1 protein-coding gene is annotated in these 563 nt (G+C 53.1%); it reads right to left on the bottom strand.

Features of this window, described 5'->3' with window-relative positions; translation table 11 throughout:
- Positions 1 to 353, bottom strand: a 353-nt coding sequence (locus ACWGS9_RS36085; RefSeq protein WP_454509485.1) for a hypothetical protein, incomplete at its 3' end; no start/stop codon positions are given.
- Positions 354 to 563 lie beyond the last annotated feature (210 nt).

Below are 563 nucleotides of genomic sequence, written 5' to 3' on the forward strand. Positions count from 1 at the left end.
AAATAGACCAGCGCAATCGCGGGCAGCAGGGAGAAGACTGTAATCATGACGCCTTGATAGACGCGGCCTTCGCGCGAACCCGTATCGATCCCGTCGAAGCCGACAACCGGTATTCGCTCATGCCATTTCGAGCCGGCGCGTAGGGAATAGACCCGTCCAACGAGTGAGGTTAGTGCGAGCAAAATTGAACATATCGGGATTGCGATCATTACTGCAGGCACCCTCGCCTTCATGACCAGCTTTGCACCGAATATCTCTTCCCCGCCTTGCGCTACCACCCAAGAATTTAGGGCGTAATAGAGAAGGAGCGCACTGACCACAAACCAAACCTTGCTAAGCTGCGATTGCGTCATTTGCACCTCTTGATCGTTATGGGGGCCACGGCTCGTTTGGCAGACCGGCTACTGACCTACTAATTCAGCCGATAGCGCCATATCGAAATTCATTTTGAGGCGGGCACTGGCAATCAGATTTTTCGGCCCGACTGTGATGTCGAGAAGTTCAATCGACGGAGTGTCAGCGGAAATCTTCAATCCCGGAACGTTGGTATTGTGAACGGCCTT

It is taken from the genome of Mesorhizobium sp. Arg314 (assembly GCF_053714275.1).